The 19,137-nt window shown below is 44.2% G+C and carries 21 protein-coding genes; 19 read left to right on the top strand and 2 right to left on the bottom strand.

Translation table 11 applies throughout. The annotated features are described in order from the left end of the window. Positions 1-18 precede the first annotated feature (18 nt). From WKT08_RS08160 to folK, 7 genes are all read left to right on the top strand, one after another. Positions 19-972 carry a class I SAM-dependent methyltransferase gene (locus WKT08_RS08160; protein ID WP_023919647.1) on the top strand — a complete coding sequence of 318 codons (954 nt, stop codon included), beginning with the start codon at positions 19-21 and terminating at the stop codon, positions 970-972. 51 nt (positions 973-1,023) lie between these two features. Beyond that, complete coding sequence (locus tag WKT08_RS08155; protein WP_023919646.1) at positions 1,024-2,217, top strand: acetate kinase; 1,194 nt, start codon at positions 1,024-1,026, stop codon at positions 2,215-2,217. 72 nt (positions 2,218-2,289) lie between these two features. After that, complete coding sequence (locus WKT08_RS08150) at positions 2,290-3,021, top strand: CPBP family intramembrane glutamic endopeptidase (protein WP_340281318.1); 732 nt, start codon at positions 2,290-2,292, stop codon at positions 3,019-3,021. A gap of 152 nt (positions 3,022-3,173) precedes the next feature. Then, entirely contained in the window at positions 3,174-4,124 is a 951-nt protein-coding gene (gene folP / locus WKT08_RS08145) for a dihydropteroate synthase (RefSeq protein WP_201088970.1), read from the top strand. Continuing rightward, a complete protein-coding gene (locus WKT08_RS08140) occupies positions 4,125-5,435 on the top strand; it encodes a bifunctional folylpolyglutamate synthase/dihydrofolate synthase (RefSeq protein WP_118397222.1) in 1,311 nt (436 codons plus the stop codon). An 8-nt stretch (positions 5,436-5,443) separates the two neighbouring features. After that, positions 5,444-5,998 carry a GTP cyclohydrolase I FolE gene (gene folE, locus WKT08_RS08135; protein WP_031572633.1) on the top strand — a complete coding sequence of 185 codons (555 nt, stop codon included), beginning with the start codon at positions 5,444-5,446 and terminating at the stop codon, positions 5,996-5,998. Positions 5,999-6,023: 25 nt separating this feature from the next. Continuing rightward, positions 6,024-6,833, top strand: coding sequence for a 2-amino-4-hydroxy-6-hydroxymethyldihydropteridine diphosphokinase (folK, locus tag WKT08_RS08130; RefSeq protein ID WP_031572637.1), 810 nt, complete (start codon positions 6,024-6,026; stop codon positions 6,831-6,833). 64 nt (positions 6,834-6,897) lie between these two features. On the opposite strand, the gene WKT08_RS08125 is transcribed toward folK, so the two are convergent. Further along, positions 6,898-8,382: a DUF1846 domain-containing protein gene (locus tag WKT08_RS08125; RefSeq protein WP_003009791.1), complete on the bottom strand. Its 1,485-nt coding sequence runs from the start codon at positions 8,380-8,382 to the stop codon at positions 6,898-6,900. 446 nt (positions 8,383-8,828) lie between these two features. Then, a complete protein-coding gene (pepA, locus tag WKT08_RS08120) occupies positions 8,829-9,893 on the bottom strand; it encodes a glutamyl aminopeptidase (protein ID WP_014712788.1) in 1,065 nt (354 codons plus the stop codon). Between the two features lie 142 nt (positions 9,894-10,035). Here pepA and WKT08_RS08115 point away from each other — a divergent pair, with 142 nt between their 5' ends. The 12 genes from WKT08_RS08115 to WKT08_RS08060 all read left to right on the top strand — a co-directional run bounded on the left by WKT08_RS08115 (position 10,036) and on the right by WKT08_RS08060 (position 19,070). Beyond that, the gene (locus tag WKT08_RS08115; protein WP_003004245.1) at positions 10,036-10,326 is read left to right on the top strand and encodes a DUF4651 domain-containing protein; all 291 of its coding nucleotides are present in this window, start codon (positions 10,036-10,038) and stop codon (positions 10,324-10,326) included. Next, positions 10,323-10,640 (top strand): thioredoxin family protein, encoded by a 318-nt coding sequence (locus tag WKT08_RS08110; RefSeq protein ID WP_013904499.1) that lies wholly within the window; start codon positions 10,323-10,325, stop codon positions 10,638-10,640. The genes WKT08_RS08115 and WKT08_RS08110 overlap by 4 nt, the downstream gene beginning before the upstream one ends. Positions 10,641-10,649: 9 nt before the next feature. Then, positions 10,650-11,276, top strand: coding sequence for a YtpR family tRNA-binding protein (gene ytpR / locus WKT08_RS08105; RefSeq protein ID WP_023919637.1), 627 nt, complete (start codon positions 10,650-10,652; stop codon positions 11,274-11,276). Positions 11,277-11,377: 101 nt separating this feature from the next. Further along, complete coding sequence (locus tag WKT08_RS08100; protein WP_003004675.1) at positions 11,378-11,773, top strand: single-stranded DNA-binding protein; 396 nt, start codon at positions 11,378-11,380, stop codon at positions 11,771-11,773. 189 nt (positions 11,774-11,962) lie between these two features. Beyond that, complete coding sequence (locus WKT08_RS08095) at positions 11,963-12,946, top strand: substrate-binding domain-containing protein (RefSeq protein ID WP_340281309.1); 984 nt, start codon at positions 11,963-11,965, stop codon at positions 12,944-12,946. Beyond that, positions 12,946-14,262 (top strand): sensor histidine kinase, encoded by a 1,317-nt coding sequence (locus tag WKT08_RS08090; RefSeq protein ID WP_314652441.1) that lies wholly within the window; start codon positions 12,946-12,948, stop codon positions 14,260-14,262. Before WKT08_RS08095 ends, WKT08_RS08090 begins: the two co-directional genes overlap by 1 nt. Positions 14,263-14,267: 5 nt before the next feature. Beyond that, a complete protein-coding gene (locus WKT08_RS08085) occupies positions 14,268-14,951 on the top strand; it encodes a response regulator transcription factor (RefSeq protein WP_037585171.1) in 684 nt (227 codons plus the stop codon). Continuing rightward, complete coding sequence (locus tag WKT08_RS08080) at positions 14,948-16,246, top strand: ABC transporter substrate-binding protein (protein WP_320909530.1); 1,299 nt, start codon at positions 14,948-14,950, stop codon at positions 16,244-16,246. Before WKT08_RS08085 ends, WKT08_RS08080 begins: the two co-directional genes overlap by 4 nt. 140 nt (positions 16,247-16,386) lie before the next feature. Then, positions 16,387-16,824 carry a PTS sugar transporter subunit IIA gene (locus WKT08_RS08075; RefSeq protein ID WP_340281301.1) on the top strand — a complete coding sequence of 146 codons (438 nt, stop codon included), beginning with the start codon at positions 16,387-16,389 and terminating at the stop codon, positions 16,822-16,824. Positions 16,825-16,838: 14 nt separating this feature from the next. Further along, positions 16,839-17,333 carry a PTS system mannose/fructose/N-acetylgalactosamine-transporter subunit IIB gene (locus WKT08_RS08070; protein WP_000261775.1) on the top strand — a complete coding sequence of 165 codons (495 nt, stop codon included), beginning with the start codon at positions 16,839-16,841 and terminating at the stop codon, positions 17,331-17,333. Between the two features lie 56 nt (positions 17,334-17,389). Then, positions 17,390-18,232, top strand: a complete 843-nt coding sequence (locus WKT08_RS08065; protein WP_003004789.1) for a PTS mannose/fructose/sorbose/N-acetylgalactosamine transporter subunit IIC — start codon at positions 17,390-17,392, stop codon at positions 18,230-18,232. Continuing rightward, positions 18,216-19,070, top strand: coding sequence for a PTS system mannose/fructose/sorbose family transporter subunit IID (locus WKT08_RS08060; RefSeq protein WP_037585172.1), 855 nt, complete (start codon positions 18,216-18,218; stop codon positions 19,068-19,070). The genes WKT08_RS08065 and WKT08_RS08060 overlap by 17 nt, the downstream gene beginning before the upstream one ends. Positions 19,071-19,137: the final 67 nt, after the last annotated feature.

Here is a 19,137-nt window from a genome sequence, read left to right as displayed (position 1 = left end):
TAGGGTGCGGAGGAAATCATGAATTTCGAAAAAATTGAACAAGTCTATACCTATCTATTAGAAAACACTCAAAGTATTCAAAATGAATTGTCGACCAACTTTTATGACGCCTTAATTGAACAGAATGCCATGTATTTGGATGGCAAGACGAATCTAGACATCGTTAAAAACAATAGCAAAAAATTAAAAGAACTAGGTTTAAGTAAGGAAGAATGGCGCAGAGCCTACCAATTCCTTTTTATGAAAGCTGCTCAGACAGAACCTTTACAAGCGAATCACCAGTTCACACCAGATGCGATTGGTTTTATCATTACATTTTTGATCGATCAGTTGGCCAAAGGCGACCAATTGGATGTCTTAGAAGTGGGAAGTGGAACCGGAAATCTCGCTGAGACCATTGTCAACAATAGCCGCCTCACGATTGATTACTTAGGATTGGAAGTGGATGATCTCTTGATTGATCTATCTGCTAGTATCGCAGATGTGATGGAGTCTAGCGTTGTCTTTGCACAAGGCGACGCGGTGCGTCCACAAGTGTTGAAAGAAAGTGACTTGATCGTTAGCGACTTACCGATTGGCTATTATCCAGATGATGCGATTGCACAGCGCTATCAGGTGGCGAGCTCCGAAGGCCATACCTATGCTCATCACCTCATGATGGAACAGGCTCTGAAATACCTGAAACCTCAAGGAGTAGCCATCTTTTTGGCTCCAAATAACCTCTTGACGAGCCCTCAGAGTGATCTGTTGAAAGCTTGGCTAACAGACAAGGCTCAAATCCTTGCCATGCTGACCTTGCCAGAATCTCTTTTTTCAAATCCCGCCTATGCTAAGACGATTTTCGTCCTACGAAAACAAGAAGAAGAGTCTGTTCAGCCCTTTGTCTATCCGTTTACCGATCTCCAGGATCAAGACCAGGTGGTTCACTTTATGGAAAGTTTCCAAAACTGGTTAAAGGATAGTGAAATTTGATCAAAGATCTGATATAATAGAGGAAGTGAAAACGCTTAATGAGGTGAATATATGTCGAAAACAATTTCTATTAATGCAGGAAGCTCTAGTTTGAAATGGCAATTGTACCAAATGCCAGAGGAAACTGTTCTTGCAAAAGGGTTGATTGAACGGATCGGTTTGAAGGATTCTATTTCAACCGTTAAATTTGATGGACGCTCTGAAAAACAAGTATTAGATATCCAGGACCATACACAAGCTGTAAAAATTTTGTTGGATGATTTGATTCGCTTTGATATTATCAAATCCTACGATGAGATTACAGGTGTGGGTCACCGTGTCGTTGCTGGTGGAGAATACTTCAAGGATTCTGCCTTGGTAGATGACGAAGTCCTTCGAAAAGTAGAAGAATTGTCTTTGTTAGCACCTCTTCATAATCCTGCAAATGCAGCCGGAATTCGTGCCTTTAGAGAGATTTGTCCAAATATTACCAGTGTTGTGGTATTTGATACTTCTTTCCATACAACCATGCCGGAAAAAGCTTATCGTTACCCTCTTCCAACTAAATATTACACAGAAAATAAGGTCCGTAAGTACGGCGCTCATGGAACCAGTCATCAGTATGTAGCTGGTGAAGCTGCTAAACTTCTTGGAAAACCATTAGAAGAATTGAAATTGATCACCTGCCACGTTGGAAATGGTGTATCTGTTACAGCGGTTGACAAGGGAATCTCTGTGGATACCTCAATGGGCTTCACCCCTCTAGGTGGAGTCATGATGGGAACCCGTACAGGGGATCTCGATCCAGCGATTATTCCTTACTTGATGGAACATACAGAGGATTTCAATAAGCCTGAAGATATTAGCCGTATCCTCAATCGTGAATCAGGTCTTCTGGGTGTTTCTGGATCTTCTAGTGACATGCGGGATATCCATACAGCGATGCACAATGGAGATGAAAAAGCTAAATTGGCTTACGATATCTTTATCGATCGTTTGCAAAAATACATCGGTCAATACTTAGCAGTCTTGAATGGTGCAGATGCCATCATCTTTACAGCAGGAATCGGTGAAAATGCAGTAAATGTTCGTTCTTCTATTATCAATGGAATCAGCTGGTTTGGCTGCAAGGTCGACCCTGAAAAGAACGTCTTTGGAGTTGTCGGAGATATTTCTACAGATGATTCCCGTGTGAAGGTATTGGTGATTCCAACGGATGAAGAGTTGGTGATTGCGCGTGACGTTGAACGTTTCAAAAATCAGTAAACTGAAATAAAGTGAGAAGGCTGGAGGCGAAAGCCCCAGTCTTCTTATTTTATACAAGAAAGAGGTTGTCCATTGAAAAATATACAGTCTTTTATTCGAGAGCACCCATTATGTAAGAATGCCCTCTGGCTCCTTCTCTTTGTGCCCTTATTCTTTCTCTCCCAATTTCCCCTCATCGCCATGGTTTATTCCCTTCAAGAAGGAGTGGATGCAAGGTGGGTCACTATCCTCACTCTCTTGGTGACAGTGGCGGTGCTCTTTGTTTTTTATAAGGTCATCAAGATGAGCCCTCTGGAGAACTTAGATGTTCGGGTCATTACCTGGCCGGCTTTGGGGAGAAATTTTCTTTTTCTTCTCTTATTGATGGCTAATAACCTGCTCGCCTATCCCTTGTTGAAACAAGAGGCAGGTGGTACGACGGCAAACCAAGCGGCTCTGAATGAACTGCAATCTCATGCTCCTTTTCTTGCTATGGGTATGGTCGTGATCCTTGTCGCTCCGATTCTAGAAGAGCTGCTCTGTCGGGCCATTATCCCTCGTTTGATCTTTCGAGGGGCAGAACCAATCGGTTATCTAGCCGGTGCTCTCTTTTTTACTTACTTGCATGGACCTAGTACCCTAGGGGAATGGGTAGCTTACGGAGGCATGTCCTTGATCTTAACTTGGGTGGCTTATCGCTACAAGCGGATCGAGTACAGTATTTGCCTTCATATGACCTTGAACGCGCTGGCTTATTATTATCCGGTGGTCATACTCCTTTGTTTATTGCCAGTATGGAGAGTTTTCTTCCATGATAAATTATGATAAAATGGTAGGTACCAATGAGTTTTGATGCAGAACCATCCTACAGAAGGTCAGAAATCCGTATGGAGAGTAGACTCAGAGGTTTAGAACACTTGTTCTAGCCTCTTTTGTTCGCAATCATGCTGTAGGAAGGGAATCAAAGGAGAACGAAAATGATTGATAAAAAATGGCTGAGTGGCCAAGGGACCCTTCTTTGTGGGATCTTAAATGTCACTCCGGATTCATTTTCTGATGGCGGTAAGTATACGAGTGTGGATGCAGCCTTGCAGCAGGCGAGAAAACTGATCCAAGAAGGAGCTCAGATCCTCGATATTGGGGGAGAATCAACCAGACCAGGTAGTCATTATGTAGAGATCCAAGAAGAGATTGACCGTGTGGTTCCAGTGATCGAAGCCATTCGGAAAGAAAGTGATGTCTTGATCTCAGTGGATACCTGGAAGTCCCAGGTGGCGGCGGCGGCGCTCGAAGCTGGGGCTGATATTGTCAACGATATTACTGGTTTTCTTGGAGATTCTCAGATGGCTGCTGTGGTTGTGGAGCATGAAGCGAGCGCTATTCTCATGTTTAATCCAGTGATGGCAAGACCGCATCATCCAAGTTCCACTATCTTTCCACGTTTTGGTTTTGAACCAGTCTTTTCAGAGCAAGAACTTCAACAGATGGCTCAAGAACCGATTCAAGACTTGATGTGGACCTTCTTTGACCGCTCGCTTGCGGTAGCGAAAGCAGCCGGTGTCCAGATGGATCGTATTATGTTGGATCCTGGGATCGGATTTGGGTTGACCAAGCGCGAGAACTTACTCTTATTGCAAGAGCTAGAGACGATTCACCAAAAGGGCTATCCAATCTTTCTTGGAGTCTCTCGGAAACGCTTTGTGGTCAATATTATTGAGGAAGCTGGATTTGAGACAGATCCTGCAACGGAGACTGGTTTTTGGAATCGGGACCTGGCTTCGAGCCATTTGACGAGTATTGCAGCCAGTCAAGGAGTCGAAGTGGTGCGGGTGCATGATATTCCCCTACACAAGATGGCAGCCAGTCTGGGCCAAGCCATTTTCCAAGCCCAAGAGGCAGCAGATACTAATTTAAAACAATACAAGTAAATGAAGACAAAAGAACATCAGTTGGATCTTCGTTGGCTAGAAGCCTATCGTTCCCAAGATCCACATTTCGGCTTGGAGCGCATGGAAGCTCTCTTGGCGTTGAGAGGAAATCCTCACCTAGACTGTCGGGTCATTCATGTTGCGGGGACTAATGGCAAGGGATCTACCATTGCTACCTTGTCCCAACTTTTGAGGCAGGCAGGTTTACGCGTTGGAGTCTTTACCTCTCCTTATCTGATCCATTACAATGACCAGATCACCATTAATGGCGAAGCCATTTCAGATCAAGACCTGCAAACCTATCTGGATAGCTACCAACGGCTCTTGGAAGCTGAAGAATCAAGAGACATCTTTCAAGGTTTGACGGAATTTGAAGTGATGACGGCGGTCGCCTATGATTATTTTGCTCATGAGGAGCTGGATTATGTGATTATGGAAGTCGGTATGGGGGGACGACTAGACAGTACCAACGTCTGCCAGCCCGTTCTGACTGCGATCACATCGATTGGCTTGGACCATGTTGCTCTTCTTGGGCCAGATCTGGCTTCCATTGCCCGTGAAAAGGCAGGTATCATTAAGCCAGGAATTCCTCTGGTTCTAGGGAAATTAGAAGCAGAAGCTAGCCAAGTCATTGAAGGCATTGCGATTCAAGAGCAGGCACCGATAACAGCCTATGACAGAGATTACCAAGTTGAGCTAGAAGCCTCTTATCTATCGGGCCAATCCTTTTCTTATCACAGTTCCAAAAGAGAAACAGCTTCTTATCAAGTAGCACTCTTAGGTCATCACCAGGCCAGAAATGCAGCTCTTGCTATCAGTATCTGTGATGTGCTTTTTGAAAGAGAAGGGCGTGAACTCTTGTCAAAAGAGTTGGTAGATAAGGCTTTGCGTCAGGTTGTCTGGCCTGGTCGGATGGAAGTGATCTCTCGAAAACCCATGATCTTGCTGGACGGGGCCCATAACCCCCATGCCGTTGCGCCTTTGATCGCAAGTCTTCGAGAACTGTTCCCAAGTCAAAAAAAGACCATTCTTTTTACTTGCATCCGGACCAAAGCCTTAGAAGAGATGCTCATTCAGTGGCAGGAACTGGAAAATAGTCGCTTGATCCTCACGACCTTTGAAGATCCAAGAGCCTATTCTCAAGAAGAGATGACAGCTGCTGCAAACCACCACCAGCTTGAGGAAGTCAACTGGCGAGAATTTTTACAAAACTGGCAAGCTGGAGATGATGAGCTCCTCATTGTAACAGGATCGCTCTATTTCCTTAGCCAAGTACGACCTTATTTATTAAAAACAGAAAAATCCAACTAGGAGATGATATGGATACAAAGAAAATTGAAGAAGCAGTAAAAATGATTATCGAGGCAGTCGGTGAAGATGAGAACCGTGAAGGGCTTCAAGAAACCCCGTCCCGCATTGCAAAGATGTACCAAGAAATCTTTTCAGGACTAGGACAGACGGCAGAAGAGCACCTGTCTAAATCATTTGAAATCATTGATAACAATATGGTGGTTGAGAAGGATATTTTCTTCCATTCCATGTGTGAGCATCACTTTTTGCCGTTTTATGGAAAAGTGCACATTGCCTACATTCCAAATGGCCGTGTTGCTGGGCTTTCAAAACTGGCTCGTACGGTCGAAGTTTATGCTAAAAAACCACAGATTCAGGAACGATTGACGGTAGAAATCGCAGATGCCTTGATGGAATATCTTGGAGCGCAAGGTGCCCTTGTCTGGGTAGAAGCAGAACATATGTGTATGAACATGCGGGGTGTCCGTAAACCTGGGACTGCTACAGTGACAACTGCTGCGCGTGGATTGCTTGCGACAGATAAAGACTTGAAAAATGAAGCCTATAAACTCATGGGCCACTAATGGCTGGCTATAAGAGGTGAAGAGAGTGGATCAATTACGGATCAAGGACTTAGAGGTATACGCCTATCATGGTGTTTTTCCAGCAGAAAAAGAATTGGGACAACGCTTTGTCCTAGACCTATGGGTGGATTATGAAATGACCCGTGCTGCCCGCACAGGTGATTTGGAAGCTTCGATCCATTACGGGATCTTAGCGGAACAATTGACCGAGTGGATGCAGGCAGAAAAAATCGATCTGATTGAAACGGTGGCCTTTCAATTGGTGCAAAAGATTTTCGAAAGCTATGCCTTTGTAGAAAAAGTTCGTCTGGAGTTGAAAAAGCCCTGGGCTCCTGTTCCCTTGCCATTAGAGACTTGTTCTGTGACAATTGAACGGGAGAAAAAACGGGCCTTTATTGGGCTTGGCACCAATATGGGAGATAAACAACTGCAACTAGAGACGGCGCTAGAAAAACTCAAGGATCGAGGCATTCGCCTTCTTCAGACATCCACAAGGATTGAAACAGAACCTTGGGGAGGAGTGGAGCAGGACACCTTTTTGAATCAGGTGGCAGAAGTTGAAACCTGGATGACCCCAGAGGATTTATTAGAGACCTTACTTGCCATTGAGCAGGAAATGGGACGTGTTCGTGAGGTCAAGTGGGGGCCACGTGTGATTGATCTAGATCTGCTCTACATGGAGGACACCATTTGTTACAGTCCGAGCTTGATCTTACCGCATCCTTATGTGGCAGAACGTGCCTTTGTCCTAGAATCTTTGAATGAAATTGCTCCTCATTTTGTGGACCCTGTTCAAAGAAAGCCCATTCGCCAATTATGGGAGGCTGTCAAATAGTTTCTCTTCTTTGCATTATAAAAAAACAATCCCTCGAGCAGGGATTGTTTTTGTTTGTCTGAGTTTATTTACGATACAAGCGATCGTATTGGTAGACAGGGTCCATAGTGACGTTGATACCGAGCTTGCGAAGGACATTCTTGTCTTCGTCTGTTAGCATCACGGTTGAGTGGGCTTCGCTGCCTTTCAACTTGCCTAATTCTTGCATAGCAAGCTTAGCATCTTCGTTGCTCATGGCTGTAATGGCAAGGGCAATGAGGATCTCGTTCGAGTGAAGACGAGGGTTACGGCTACCCAAATGATTGATCTTCAAGCCTTGGATAGGTTGGACGTATTCTGGCTCGATTAATTTGGTTTCTTTATCAATATGCGCCAATTTCTTGATCGCATTGATCAAGAGGGCTGCCGTTGGACCAAAGAGATCAGAGGTTTTTCCGGTTACCATCTCGCCGTTTGGCAATTCAAGGGCCAAGGCTGGCTCACCTGTTTCTTCTTCTTTTTGGCGGGCAAGCACGGTCACTTTCCGATCATTTGGAGTAATGCCCAAATCATTCATCAAGAGCTCAATCTTCTTGACGGCTCCTTCACCGACACGTTCAGCTTTGACATCCAAGATGGTTTGGTAATAGCGACGGATGATTTCTTGTTGGGAAGCTTCAATCGCAGCGTCATTGTCCACAATGGCAAAGCCAACCATGTTGACGCCCATGTCTGTTGGAGAAGCGTAAGGGGAGGTTCCTAAGATGCGTTCCAACATGCGCTTCAAGACAGGGAAGATTTCGATATCGCGGTTGTAGTTGACCGTTGTTTCTCCATAGGTTTGGAGGTGGAAGGGATCGATCATATTGACATCGTCTAGATCTGCAGTCGCTGCTTCATAAGCCAAGTTAACTGGGTGGTGCAAAGGAAGATTCCATACTGGGAAGGTTTCAAACTTGGCATAACCTGATTTGATCCCATTTAATTGGTCATGGTACATATTGGACATACACGTTGCCAGCTTACCAGAACCAGGTCCAGGAGCTGTCACAACGACCAAATTGCGGCTAGTTTTGATGTAGTCGTTTTTCCCCATCCCTTCAGGAGAGATGATGTGGTCCATATCAGTCGGATAGCCCTTGATCGGATAGTGGAGATAAGAGGCGATCCCGCTCTTGTCCAGTTGTTTGCGAAAGGCGTCTGCTGCTGCTTGTCCAGCATATTGGGTGATGACGACAGAGCCTACAAAGATCCCTAATTCATTGAATTTGTCGATCAAGCGTAGCACTTCTTGGTCATAAGAAATTCCTAGGTCCCCACGGGCTTTTGAGTGCTCAATGTTGTTGGCGTTGATGGCAATGACAATTTCCACCTGGTCGCGCAATTCTTGGAGCAGCTTGATCTTATTGTCTGGTTCGTATCCAGGGAGGACACGAGCAGCGTGAAAGTCTTCTAACATCTTACCACCAAATTCAAGGTAGAGCTTGCCATCGAATTGGTTGATCCGCTCAATAATGTGGTCACGTTGCAAGTTCAAATACTTTTCAGAACTAAAAGCTTGTTTTTTCATGTAAAACTCCTGTATATAAGGGAAGGGTCTGCCACACAAATCCAAGGATGAGTGTTCCGTTCCCTACCATTTCATTCTTTCATATTATATCAGAAAACAGATGGAAGATAAAATATTCTAAGATACTTTCCTAAGATGAGGTTAGACATCATAGAATTTGATTGTTCAGGCATATTTTTTACATAAAATGACCTAAGTGATGCTAAACAAATAAAATGAGGTAGTCTATTAAGGTCATTGCAGGGTGCACTTAAACTTTCCGCTGTGAGAAAAGTGCCTGAAACGACTCAGTTTTAGGCACTCGGAATTATTGAGACCTCAGGCTCAATAATTAGTCTTGGAACTTCGGAGAAGTTCGCAGACGTCCGTACTCACCTAAGGAAAGTTTTTAAGAGGATTTTATCCTCGATCTGAAAGCCCCTTACGGGGCTTCAGATCGATGTTGTTTAATAGTGTTTGATCAAATCAACTGTAGAGCGATCCAATTTCTTAACCAATGCTTGTAAGAAGGCTTGCGCTTGTAAGAAATCATCCATGGCATAGAGGGTTTGGTGAGAGTGGATGTAACGTGCACAGACACCAATAGTGGTTGATGGGACTCCGCCGTTCTTCAAGTGTGCTGCACCTGCATCGGTACCACCTTTGGCACAATAGTATTGGAATTTGATGCCCGCTTCTTCAGCCGTAGTGAGCAAGAAATCCTTCATATTTGGTAGCATGATGTGACCTGGATCATAGAAGCGAAGCAGTGTTCCTTCCCCAATCGCTCCTTGGTCTCCAAAGACATCGGCTGCTGGCGAACAGTCTACAGCAAGGAAGATTTCAGGATCAAATTTAGTGGTTGAAGTGTGGGCTCCACGAAGTCCCACTTCTTCTTGAACGTTGGCCCCTACATAGAGTTCATTGTTTAAGGCTTGTCCGGAAAGGCTCTTGGCCAATTCGCTGACCATCAAGACGCCGTAGCGGTTATCCCATGCTTTAGAGATGACGTTTTTACCATTAGCAGTAAGAATCGCAGAGCTATCTGGGACCAAGGTATCTCCAGGACGGACTCCATAGCTTTCAGCTTCGGCTTTAGAGCTAAAGCCTGCATCAAAGACGATGTCGCTAATGGCAGGTACGGTTGGTCCACCTGTTCCACGTGTCAAATGAGGAGGAACAGATCCTGAAATAGCAGGGTATTCACGTCCGTCACGTGTAAAGAGTTTGAAGCGTTGGCTGCTGACGACCATCGGGTTCCAACCTCCGATTGGGACAACACGGAAAGTTCCGTCAGCTTTGATCTCGCTGATCATAAAACCAACTTCGTCCATGTGGGCAGCCACTAAGATACGAGGAGCATCGGCTGCCGTTGAGTGTTTGACCCCAAAGATCCCACCGAGACCATCTGTCACGATTTCGTCCACATGAGGGGTCAATTGTTGGCGCAAATAATCCCGTACAGGAGCTTCATGACCTGAGATAGCAGGGATTTCAGTTACTTCTTTGATTTTAGAAAATAAATCAGTCATAGGTTACCTTCTTTCTGATGCTATTTTATCACTTTTTCTACAAGGATGGTAGCGTTATTATGGAAATCAGACTCTAAAATCGGAGGGAGAGATCCAGCTTAGACCGTTGTCCCTCTGCTTATTTTGTGTTACAATAGGCACTATGAAAGCTAAAAAAATTATTTTGTCTAGTCTGGCTGTAGCAAGTGCAGGAGCTCTTGCGGCCGGTGTCTATAAAATTGCCAAAGATCAAAAGCGTCTCCGTACCCAAGAAGAGTTGGTAGCAGAAGTACGGGAGCAAATGGAAGCCATGGGGACGATTGCGACTCTGTATGTGGAACTCTACGAGTCTAGTGAAGAGCGCTTAGTAGGTGGTGTCATTTTTGAAGATGAGCGCCATTACCGCTTTGTCTATGAGGATGGTCTCTTGCATTACGAAGAGGAAAAACTATGATTACACCAAATTCTCTAGAAGAAATTGCTTCTTATGTAGAGCAAGAGGGCAAGAAAGTGTTTGTCTTTTCAGCAGATTGGTGTGGGGATTGCCGTTACCTCAAACCTTTTTTGCCGGAGATTGAGGCTGAAAATCCCGAATTTACCTTTATCTTGATTGACCGCGATGCCTATATGGATCTGGCGAAAGTCTGGGATGTTTATGGGATCCCAAGTTTGGTGGTTCTGGAAAAGGATAAGGAAATCGGTCGGTTTGTCAATCGGGATCGGAAAACTAAAGCGCAGATTACAGCATTCTTAGCAGGATTAAAATAGGAGAAAATCATGATTGTAACATACAACAAAGAACAAGTCGGCGATGTCTTGATGTTGACCCTGAAAAATAGTGGGGAAGCCAAGCTCGCGGTGGAGAGAAAAGGAAAAGTGGCTCGTGTTTACCGTGAGGACAACCAAGAAACCGTTGCCTGGAATATCTTTGATGCCTCATCTTTCTTCGCCATCGAAGGCAAGGGCCAAGTCTTTTTGACAGATGAGCAAGTAGCTCGTTTGAACCAAGAATTGGAAAGAGAAGGCTTCGCAGAACGTTTAGTCAATGATCGGGAACCAAAATTTGTGGTGGGAGAAATCCTTGAAATGGTAGCCCATCCAGATAGTGACCACTTGAATATCTGCCAAGTAGCAGTTGGACCAGATAAGACGGTTCAGATCGTAGCTGGAGCTCCAAATGCGCGGGTGGGTCTAAAGACCATTGTCGCTCTTCCAGGTGCTATGATGCCGGATGGCAGCTTGATTTTCCCAGGGGCCCTTCGTGGTGAAAAAAGTTATGGCATGATGTGCAGTCCGCGTGAATTGCACTTGCCAAATGCTCCTCAAAAACGAGGCATTATTGAATTGGATGATGCAGAAGTAGCAGGGACACCTTTTGATCCTGCTCGTCACTGGCACGAATAAAGAGAAGAATCTAGGATGTTTTGGATCCTAGATTTTTTTGATTTTGGTTTGTCACCTCCATTTTTTGAAATTTTTTCGAATAAATAGATAGGAGGTAAATGATGTATAATAAAGTTATTTTAATCGGTCGCCTAGTAGCGGCCCCAGAATTGCATAAAACCAGCACAGACAAATCCGTTGCCCGAGTGACCGTTGCGGTCAATCGTCGCTACAAGGACCAAAACGGGGAGCGAGAGACTGATTTTGTCAATGTGGTTGTCTGGGGGAAATTGGCTGAAACCATGGCTAGTTATGCCAGTAAAGGGAGCTTGATCTCTTTGGATGGAGAGATTCGGACACGCCGCTACGAGAAAAATGGGGTCATGCAGTATGTGACAGAGGTCCTCTGCCAAAGTTTTCAGTTGCTAGAGAGTCGCGCTCAGCGAGCGATGCGTGAAAATGGTGGAACGGGAGATTTAGCCGATATCATCTTAGAAGAGGAAGATCTTCCTTTTTAGAAACAAAAAAGAAAGCTGGTTCGTTTATAGACCAGCTTTTTTTGATACTTGGTAGGGATTTCATTCGGAAACTAGTCTTTTAAAAATAAAGCAAAAATATGCATCTGTACAATAAAAGCCAGCATTTATCTTGAAAAAGTAGTAAAATAAAGTAATATATATTCAAAATTTTCAGAAAAGGAACGGAGTTTGAAAGGAAAAGAAGATAGAAATGAACGGTTGAAATGGCTGATAAAACGGGTTCTACTGGTGATTCCAGTGGCCTGCCTCCTCTTGTGGATCTATGCCGTTTGTCAAACCAGTAGCATCAAGGATCAGACCAAGATCGGTGTCACCTATATGACCATGAACAATGAGTTCTATAAAAGTATTCATTCGGAAATTAGTCGAATTGCCGATGAGAGAGGGGCTCTTGTATCTGTTCGAGATCCGGAATTGGATGAAAAAAGGCAGAGCCAGCAGATCGATGATTTTTGCGCCCAAAAAGTAAATGTGATTGTGATTAATCCGGTCAAAGGGGATAGTCAGCCCATTTTAAGGGCTCTTAAAAAAGCTAGAAAACAAGGAATTAAGATCATTGCAGTTGATACCCAGCTCAAGCATTTTAAGCCGGATGCCAGCATTGTCTCCGACAACTACCAAGCAGGAGTCTTGATTGCGAAAGAGTTGATGAAACGCTCTTCAAATGCTCGGATCCTTCTCTTGGAGCATAAGGGGACTGTTTCGGCAGATACGCGGATTCAGGGATTTAAGGATACCATCAAAGGACATGGGTCTTATCAGATCATCTCGGAACTAGAAACCAAGGGTCAGACGGAGATCGCCATGCCCGCTGTCCGTAAGTTTTTGCAGTCAGGGGGGAATGTCGATACTCTAGTCGCCTTGAATGACCGTTCAGCTATAGGAGCTTTAGCAGCGATCAAGGAGCAAGGAATCACCCATCCCATTGCGATCTATGGGATTGATGGCTCACCAGATATGAAAGCCTTGCTACACTCGACAGATGATGTCGTAGGAACCGTTGCCCAGTCTCCGTTGAAGATGGGAGACCGCGTGATGGAGGTCATCCAAGATATGACGGCTGGGAAAAGCTACCAAAAAGAGATAACCATTCCGGTGCAAATGATGACAAAGGAAAACATCGATCACTTTGATGTGAATGGGTGGCAGTAATGAGAAAATTTAGAGGTGTGAGATACAGTTTGGCCATCCTGATGGTCGTGAATTTTATCGCTGTGATGCTCAACAGTATCATCTATCTTCAAGCAACCAACTATATCATTGCCCAACGGCAAGCTTCTCTATTAGTAGAACGCTTAGAGCGTATTCCTTTTGCGCCCTCTACAACTTTTTGGTTGTCTGCGCTCTTATTTGCTGGAATTGCCTTGATCTCCATGAGTCGTTACCGGTCTCAAACGAGTCGATGGTCCATTTTTGATAAGTGGAACATTCTGGAGATCCTCCTGATGTTGCTCTTGATGTGGGTCCAAAATGTAGCTTATAACGGGCTTATTCTATTGGTTTTTGCGGATATCTTCTATGGTTCCAAAGAGTTGAATACCAAGCGAGACCGCAAGTATTGGTTTGCCTTTATCCTAGTAAGTTTCTTGATGCTCCTTGTGACCAATTCAGACGTCTTTTCGCTTTTCTTTCCGATACCTTCTCTTGATGTCTATATTCATTTTTATCCTGCCTCCATTCGGATTCTGGCCTTTTTCTTGAAGAATTCCCTCTATGCCTTGAATATGGTGCTCTTCATTATTTCGCTTTTGTTCTATATTATGAATGTCCTTGCGGAAAACCACGAAGTGGAAGAAGAGTTGGCCATGGTTTCGAAGGTCAATACGGAGTTGAACAACTATATGGCCTTGTCTGAGAAAATTGCAGAAGATCGGGAACGTAAGCGGATTGCTCGGGAGATTCACGATACCTTGGGGCATGCTCTAACAGGGATCTCGGCAGGGCTGGATGCTGTCGGAGTCTTGATTGATATCGATCCCAATCGGGCAAAAGAGCAGGTAAAAAGCGTATCAGAAGTTGTCCGGGAAGGGATTCAAGATGTGAGAGGCTCTCTTAACCGCCTCCGTCCAGGTGCCCTTGAGGGACGAACCCTCAAAGATGCTTTGGAAAAGATGATCCGCGAGTACCAGACGCTTTCTAACTTGCAGGTTGATTTACACTATGAATGGGTCGATGTCGATATGGACGTCATGATTGAAGATACGATCTTTCGTGTGATCCAAGAGTCTATGACCAATGCGGTTCGCCACGGTCATGCCAGTCAGATGAGCCTTCATTTTTTTGAGAATGAAGAAGATTACCTGATCGAGTTGCAGGACAATGGGGTTGGGTTTGAAACCTTGACCTATGGCTATGGGCTCAAGCAGATGATGGAGCGCATTTCCATCCTAGGAGGACAGCTTCAATTTGAAAGTCGCGATGGATTTTTCACGCGCGTCAGTTTACCGAAATATAAAGAAGGGAGATAGAGATGGTGATAAAAGTAATGGTGGCAGATGACCAGGCCTTGATTCGAGAATCTCTGAAAATTATTTTGTCAGCCCACCCCGATATCGAAGTGGTGGCCACAGTGGAAGATGGGAATCATGTCTTGTCGAGCATTCCACAGACACATCCTGACCTGATCTTAATGGATATTCGGATGCCAGGCATGGATGGGGTTTTGGCGACAAAAGAAGTCAAAGAGCACTATCCGGATATCAAAATTATTATTTTAACGACCTTTGACGATGATGAATTTATCTATAGTGCACTCAAGTATGGTGCTTCAGGTTATCTTTTAAAGGGAGCCTCGACAGAGGAACTCTATGAAGCGATTAAGGTGGTGTATCAAGGCGGAGCCATGATCAACCCGAATATCGCTAGTAAAGTCTTTCAAATTTTCTCACAAATGGCCAAAACCAACTTCTCTATTGCTGTGGATGAGGACAATGTCAAGGATTTGAGCACGACGGAATGGCGCATTATCCAAGAAGTCGGCTATGGGGAGTCCAATAAAGAAATTGCGGCCAAACTTTTCTTATCAGAAGGAACCGTGCGCAATTACTTATCAACGATTTTGGCGAAATTAAACCTACGAGATCGAACGCAATTAGCGATCTGGTCAGTCCAAACAGGAGTGACGAGACGTGATTTTTCTAAAGGAAATACAGAATGAAATTGAAGCGAAAGCATCTTTGTTGGGGGATCGGTCTCCTTGTTGTGCTCTGTACGAGCGCGGGTTTCTATTGGTGGAAACAGCAACCGACCGTACTCCATATCGGCGTTTATGCAGGTTCTAGCTGGGATGTGCCGACCAGTCAACGTTCCCATGCCTTGGATCGTGCGATTGAAAAATTTGAAAAGTCCCATCCCCACGTCCGTGTAGAGTATGAAAACGGGATTCCGCAGTCAGATTATTCAGACTGGCTCTCTGAAAAGATTGTCTCAGGAAAGACACCGGATGTCTTTATGGTCTCTGAGCAAGATCTTTCCTTATTAGCAGCGCGGGGCGTATTAGAAAAGTTAAACGGCTATATGGATCGAAAAGATCAAGCTGCCTTTTATCCCGTTGCCTTTGAATCCGGTGTCTATCTGGGGCAAACCTATGCCTTACCTTATGAAAGCAATCCGATTTTGATGTGTGTCAATAAAGATCTCTTGGATAAAGAAGGTATCGCGGTTCCCAAAGAAGGCTGGACCCTTGAAGAGTTCTATACGATTTGCAAGAAACTAACCAAAGATACCAATGGAGATGGGCAATTGGACCAATTTGGAAGCACAGAATACACCTGGAAAGAAGCCTTGGCGGCAAATGGAGGTCATCTCTTCCAAGGTGGCATGCTCAAGCTGACAGCTCCAGAAGTGAAAGAGTCTTTGACTTTTCTGCAAAAATTGGAAGATCTAAATAAAAATTACAAGGTGAGCTCTAAAGATTTTGACCAGGGGAAAGTCGCCTTCTATCCCATGACCTTGGCCCAATATCGGACCTATAAACCTTATCCCTACCACGTTTCAAAATATTCAAACTTCACCTGGACCTGTATCCCGATGCCTGCTAAGTCAAAAACGACCAAGGCAACCTTAGTCACGACGACTTCTTTTGCTATGTCAGCTCGGAGTTCTCATTCCAAGTTGGCTTGGGAATTGATGCAACTCTTAACAGAGGATCCAGAAATTCAACAAACCCTCTTTGCTCAATCCCAAGGGATCTCTGTCATGCCACAGGTCGTCAAGAGTCGCTCTAGTAAAGACCTTCTGCAGGTGGATGATTTTGGAACAGATTCCTTGACCAATCAGACCTTGAACCGCATCATGGAACAAGCTGTTGAAAGTAGTCCGAAAAATGTCTCAAAAGAGGTGTTAGAAAAGCTAGACTACTTGATTGGTAATGCCTTGCGCGATCAGGATGTCGAGAACCGCTTGCCTCAAATTCAGAGGGAGATTGAGAGTAGTCTACAGGTAGGAGTTTAGAGTAAAATAAGATGGCATTTTGTCAAGTGACAGATGTCATTTTTTTATTGCTAAATGTCATATTAGGAATGTGACATTTGACAATGTAAAAACGCTTTCAAATAATCTACAATAGAGTCAAATAAAGGAGGCGTAGAAAAATGAAATACCTCGTTTTGGTCAGTCATGGCGGACTGGCAGAAGGTCTAAAAACATCACTAGCCATGTTTGCTGGTGACAAGTTGGATCAGGTCATCGCAGTTGGACTCAAAGAAGGAAAATCAGTTGATGACTTCGCAGTTGATTTCAGAGAGAGCATTTCAGGATTGACAGCTGATGATTCTGTTTTGGTCTTGGCAGATATCGTAGGTGGTAGTCCATTAACCACTGCAGCCACGGTTCTAGAAGAAGCTGGAAAGCTCGATGGAGCCTTGATTCTTGGTGGGATGAACCTCACCATGGCCTTGACGGCAGTTGTGATGAAGGATGTGTTGGATGGAGACGATTTGTCAGCCACCATCTTATCAGAAGCACGATCTGCACTACAGCCTTTTGAAATTTCAGCCGCTGGTGCTGAAGAAGATGATGACGATATTTAATAGGGAGGTACCTTATGGTAGTAACATTTGTACGGATTGATGACCGCATGATTCACGGTCAAACAGTCACACGCTGGGCAAAGGAAAAACCATGTGATGGTTTGATTGCCGTAAATGATGCAGCAGCATCAAACAAGGTTTTGATCCAAGCTTACAAAGGCGCATCAGACAAGAAAACCTTTGTATGGACAAAGGAAGCTTTTAAAGAAAAATCAGCAAAAGTAACAGAATCAGATAGTCGTTACTTCTTGATTACCAAAAATCCAATCGATATGAAGGAAATTTTGGTCGACCAAGGGTTTGTCCCAGGTGATGTTAAAGAAATCATTGTTGGCCCTGCAAATGATCGTCCTGGAGCTGTAAAATTGGGAAATAACCAATCCATCACTCAGGAAGAAGCAGAAGCCTTCCAAGCCATTCAAGCAGCAGGCTACAAGGTGAAATTCCAATTGTTGCCAGATGTTTCCATCGGGTATTGGGATGATTTCAAATCAAAATTTGGTTTTTAAAACTAACAGTCTGATCTGTTAGGTAAATAAATTTACAAACAAAAGGAGCGTTTGTTATGACAATTTCATGGATTCAAGCAATCTTGCTTGGTATTTTCGCCAGCTTGTCTTCAATGCCTGGTATGGGAGGTTCCAGTATCGGGAACTATACACTCGGTCGTCCTTTGATCGGTGGGTTGATTTCAGGTTTAATTCTTGGAGATGTGACAACCGGTATTATGGTCGGGGTTGCCCTTCAAGTCGTTTATATCGCCTTGGTAACACCTGGTGGTACCGTATCTGCCGATGTGCGTGCCATCTCTTACATCGGTGTTCCTCTTGCTATCTTGTTTGTGCATGCTAATAACATCACAGATGAAGCAGGAATCGCCGCAGCTGCAGCTCCAATCGGTGCAGCCGTTGGGACAATTGGTACAGTTCTTTTCTACGGTACCGCTACTATGAACTTGGTTTGGCAACACATTGGTTGGAAAGCCGTTGAAGAAGGAAACTTCAAAAAACTCTACGCAGTTGACTGGGTTTACCCTTGGATCTCTCACTTCCTCTTCTCTTTCCTTCCAACAATGATTATCACCAAATACGGTGAAAACATGGTTGATTTGATGAAACAATACCTTCCTATGGATGGTTACTGGATGAAAGCCCTCTTTACAGTCGGTGCTCTTCTCCCATGTGTCGGTATTGCCATCTTGTTGAAACAAATTGTTACAGAAGCAACTGACTTCATTCCATTCTTTGTTGGATTTACCTTGGCAAAATCTCTCGGATTGAACTTGGTATCCAGTGCCGTTGTTTCATTAATCTTTGCAGTAATCTACTATGAACTTGAAGTGATCAAATCGATGAAAGCTGCTCCAGCCGGAGTGGTGGACCAAGACGATGATGAGGAGGATATTTAAAATGGCTGATAGAAAGAAAATTTCAAAGAAAACATTAGCAAAAGCATTCCATCATTGGTATTATGGTCATTTGACTTGTTTCTCTCAAGAACATATGCAAACCTTCGGGTACTTGACTTCTATGCTTCCAATCGTAGAAGAAATGTATGACACAAAAGAAGAACAAAAGGATGCTATGCAAACCTATACGGCCTTCTTCAACACTGAACCACAACTTGGATCTCTTGTTGTAGGGATCACAGCTGGTTTGGAAGAAGCGCGTGCAAACGGAGATGCAGTAGATGGCGAAACCATCAACGGTATGCGTGCCGGTTTGATGGGACCAATCGCTGGTATTGGTGACTCATTGGTCGTTGGTACCTTGATTCCAGTTCTCTTAGGGATTGCCCTTGGTCTTTCTAAAGGTGGTAACGTCGCTGGTGCTCTCTTCTACATCGTCGTATGGAACCTCTTAGTCTACTTTGGTATGCGCTTTGCCTTCTTCAAAGGTTACCAATTAGGGGATAAAGCCGTTGAATTCCTTGTAGGACCAAAAGGACAAGCTCTTCGTAAAGCGATCAGCGTTGTCGGTGGTATGGTTATCGGTGCCGTAGCAGCTACTTGGGTATCTGTTACAACAGCCCTTCAATTCAAGAATTCTGAAGGAAAAGTCTTCTTGAACATCCAAGAAAAGATCGATGGTGTTTATCCAGGTCTCTTGACAGCAGCCTTCATCACTCTTTGCTGGTGGTTGATGTCTAAGAAAAAAATTTCACCAAACAAAGTCATGTTACTTCTCGTTGTAGTGGCTTTGATCGGTGTTGCCCTTGGTATCTTTGACCCACATCTTAAATACTAAGGTCAAGAAAAAACGAATTTGCTAGTAGGAGTTTTTGAGAATGAAGTGAATGGACCTCCTTTATTTG

Origin of the sequence: Streptococcus sp. HCA-5024 (assembly GCF_037890265.1) — a bacterium.
Taxonomy (GTDB): Bacteria; Bacillota; Bacilli; order Lactobacillales; family Streptococcaceae; genus Streptococcus; species Streptococcus lingualis.
This window is presented reverse-complemented; position numbering and strand designations above follow the sequence as displayed.

What these genes read in the sequence shown, in the direction of transcription:
- WKT08_RS08100 (WP_003004675.1), top strand. Translation starts at nt 11,378, where the DNA reads ATGTATAATAAAGTTATTTTAATCGGTCGCCTAGTAGCGGCCCCAGAA.
- folE (WP_031572633.1), top strand. Translation starts at nt 5,444, where the DNA reads ATGGATACAAAGAAAATTGAAGAAGCAGTAAAAATGATTATCGAGGCA.
- WKT08_RS08080 (WP_320909530.1), top strand. Translation starts at nt 14,948, where the DNA reads ATGAAATTGAAGCGAAAGCATCTTTGTTGGGGGATCGGTCTCCTTGTT.
- ytpR (WP_023919637.1), top strand. Translation starts at nt 10,650, where the DNA reads ATGATTGTAACATACAACAAAGAACAAGTCGGCGATGTCTTGATGTTG.
- WKT08_RS08160 (WP_023919647.1), top strand. Translation starts at nt 19, where the DNA reads ATGAATTTCGAAAAAATTGAACAAGTCTATACCTATCTATTAGAAAAC.
- WKT08_RS08090 (WP_314652441.1), top strand. Translation starts at nt 12,946, where the DNA reads ATGAGAAAATTTAGAGGTGTGAGATACAGTTTGGCCATCCTGATGGTC.
- WKT08_RS08125 (WP_003009791.1), bottom strand. Translation starts at nt 8,382, where the DNA reads ATGAAAAAACAAGCTTTTAGTTCTGAAAAGTATTTGAACTTGCAACGT.
- folP (WP_201088970.1), top strand. Translation starts at nt 3,174, where the DNA reads ATGATTGATAAAAAATGGCTGAGTGGCCAAGGGACCCTTCTTTGTGGG.
- WKT08_RS08060 (WP_037585172.1), top strand. Translation starts at nt 18,216, where the DNA reads ATGAGGAGGATATTTAAAATGGCTGATAGAAAGAAAATTTCAAAGAAA.
- WKT08_RS08110 (WP_013904499.1), top strand. Translation starts at nt 10,323, where the DNA reads ATGATTACACCAAATTCTCTAGAAGAAATTGCTTCTTATGTAGAGCAA.
- WKT08_RS08140 (WP_118397222.1), top strand. Translation starts at nt 4,125, where the DNA reads ATGAAGACAAAAGAACATCAGTTGGATCTTCGTTGGCTAGAAGCCTAT.
- pepA (WP_014712788.1), bottom strand. Translation starts at nt 9,893, where the DNA reads ATGACTGATTTATTTTCTAAAATCAAAGAAGTAACTGAAATCCCTGCT.
- WKT08_RS08075 (WP_340281301.1), top strand. Translation starts at nt 16,387, where the DNA reads ATGAAATACCTCGTTTTGGTCAGTCATGGCGGACTGGCAGAAGGTCTA.
- WKT08_RS08155 (WP_023919646.1), top strand. Translation starts at nt 1,024, where the DNA reads ATGTCGAAAACAATTTCTATTAATGCAGGAAGCTCTAGTTTGAAATGG.
- WKT08_RS08065 (WP_003004789.1), top strand. Translation starts at nt 17,390, where the DNA reads ATGACAATTTCATGGATTCAAGCAATCTTGCTTGGTATTTTCGCCAGC.
- WKT08_RS08070 (WP_000261775.1), top strand. Translation starts at nt 16,839, where the DNA reads ATGGTAGTAACATTTGTACGGATTGATGACCGCATGATTCACGGTCAA.
- WKT08_RS08115 (WP_003004245.1), top strand. Translation starts at nt 10,036, where the DNA reads ATGAAAGCTAAAAAAATTATTTTGTCTAGTCTGGCTGTAGCAAGTGCA.